Here is a 1,760-nt window from a genome sequence, read left to right as displayed (position 1 = left end):
CAGGCTGTCGCGTGAATCTTCTGGGCGGTGGGGGTGCGGGATTTGGTAGCGTTCGGCGTCTGGCTGGAGGGTGCCGGCTTGCCCGGTCAGGCGGGGGTGGCTGCTCGGAGTTTGAGGAGGTTGTGGGCGGTGCAGATCAGGCGCCATTCGCTGTGGACGGCTTTGATGCTGCGGCGGGTGAACCGGCGGTAGCCGAGGTTGGTCTTGATGTTCCCGAAGACGGGCTCGATGGAGTGTTGTCGTTTGCTGTAGTGGTCGGCGTTGTCGGGATCGGCGAGTTTCGCGTCCATCTGTTTCCGGGCCAGTGCGGGGTCGGTGGCTTCGCCTCGCACGTGCGCGAGCATTGTGCCGATCCGGGCCGGTGACACGATGAGCTGATCAGCCGCCGCGCGCCTGCTGATCTCACCGTGCGCGAGTTTCTGGATGATCGGGATCCATTCCTCGGGCTCGGGGTCCCGGTTCTGCGTGGTCAGCTGTCCCTCGGTGCCGAAGTAGCGTTTGGTCATGTCCCTCACCCAGGTGTACGACACTCCGAGGATCTCGCCGGCTTTGCGTTGCGACAGCTCACCCCGATTGACTCGGGCCAGGACGGCGAGTTTGCCCTCATCGGGTTTATCGCCTTTGCGCCACGGGCTGGTGCGGGTGGCGATCAGGACGTCCGCACCGACATCGGTGGTCGCGTTCGCACCGGACCAGTACCCGGCATCAGCGACGAACGTGCCCACCCTGCCCGCGTGCCCGGCCTCGCGAAGGTTCTCATTCACGGCGGTCGCCATCGGGACGAAGTGCGGCTGATCATTCGGGGTCACCGTGACCTCGGCGGCCAGCACGATCTGCTCGCAGGTCGCCGCGGCCTGCGCGTTATAACCCTGCATCACACCCTTGGAACCGGTCGCGATGATCCTCGAGTGCGGATCCGTCGTGTTCGCCCGCCGCGGCTTGGCACGCCGGGCAGTGTTCGGTGACGGTTTCGGACCGGTCAGCTTCCGCCCGGTTTCGGCTTCCTTCTTCGCCCGTTCCGCGACTCGGGATTCGTAGTCCCTGGATTTCTCGCGATCCAGTTCCTTCAACGCTTCCCGGATGCGTTCCTTCCGGCCACGACCCCCGGACCAGTCGTCGGGAAGCTTCCCGACGGGCTTGTCGCCGAGCAGCTCGTCCTCCGCCGTATCGACCGATTCGGCCTCGGCGAGGATCTCCTCGGCCAAGCTCTCCCGGCGACGGTTGGCGAAGAACGACGCGTCCGCAGCGATCTTCGTGCCATCGATCGAGACCACCCCGGCATCGACCAGACCGGCCTTTACACACAAGCCCAGCACCTGACCGAACAGGGCAGCGATCGCGTCCTGATGCCGCCTCCGGAATCTGGCCAACGTGGCATGATCCGGGGACTGGTTCACCGCAAGCACCCGATAGGCGACGTCTTCGACCAAGCGCCGCTCGATCCGCCGTGAGGAACGCTCCCCGGTGCAATACGCGTACAACAGCACGGCGAGCATCATCGCCGGGTCATACACCGCACCGCCACGCCCATCCGCGCGATAAGCCGCGTAGAACCCTGTCAGATCCAACTCCGCGACCGTGTCCAGGACGAAGAACGCGAGATGATCCTCCGGCAACCACTCCCGCATCGATATCGGCAGCAGAAACAGCTGATCCAGATCCCCGGAACGCACATTCACACCCACACCTAATTATCCCCTGACCAGGGAATAAACCGGCTCGACTCACCGAAACGAGACCCAGATTCATGCGACAGCCTG

General features: G+C 64.5%; 1 protein-coding gene. It reads right to left on the bottom strand.

The annotated features are described in order from the left end of the window. Nucleotides 1-86: 86 nt before the first annotated feature. Complete coding sequence (locus tag ACYVII_RS19050; protein WP_460537919.1) at nucleotides 87-1,679, bottom strand: transposase; 1,593 nt, start codon at nucleotides 1,677-1,679, stop codon at nucleotides 87-89. Nucleotides 1,680-1,760: the final 81 nt, after the last annotated feature.

It is taken from the genome of Humibacter ginsengiterrae, from assembly GCF_054780115.1.
Note: the sequence above shows the minus strand (reverse complement) of the source record. Positions and strands in the feature narration are given on the sequence as shown.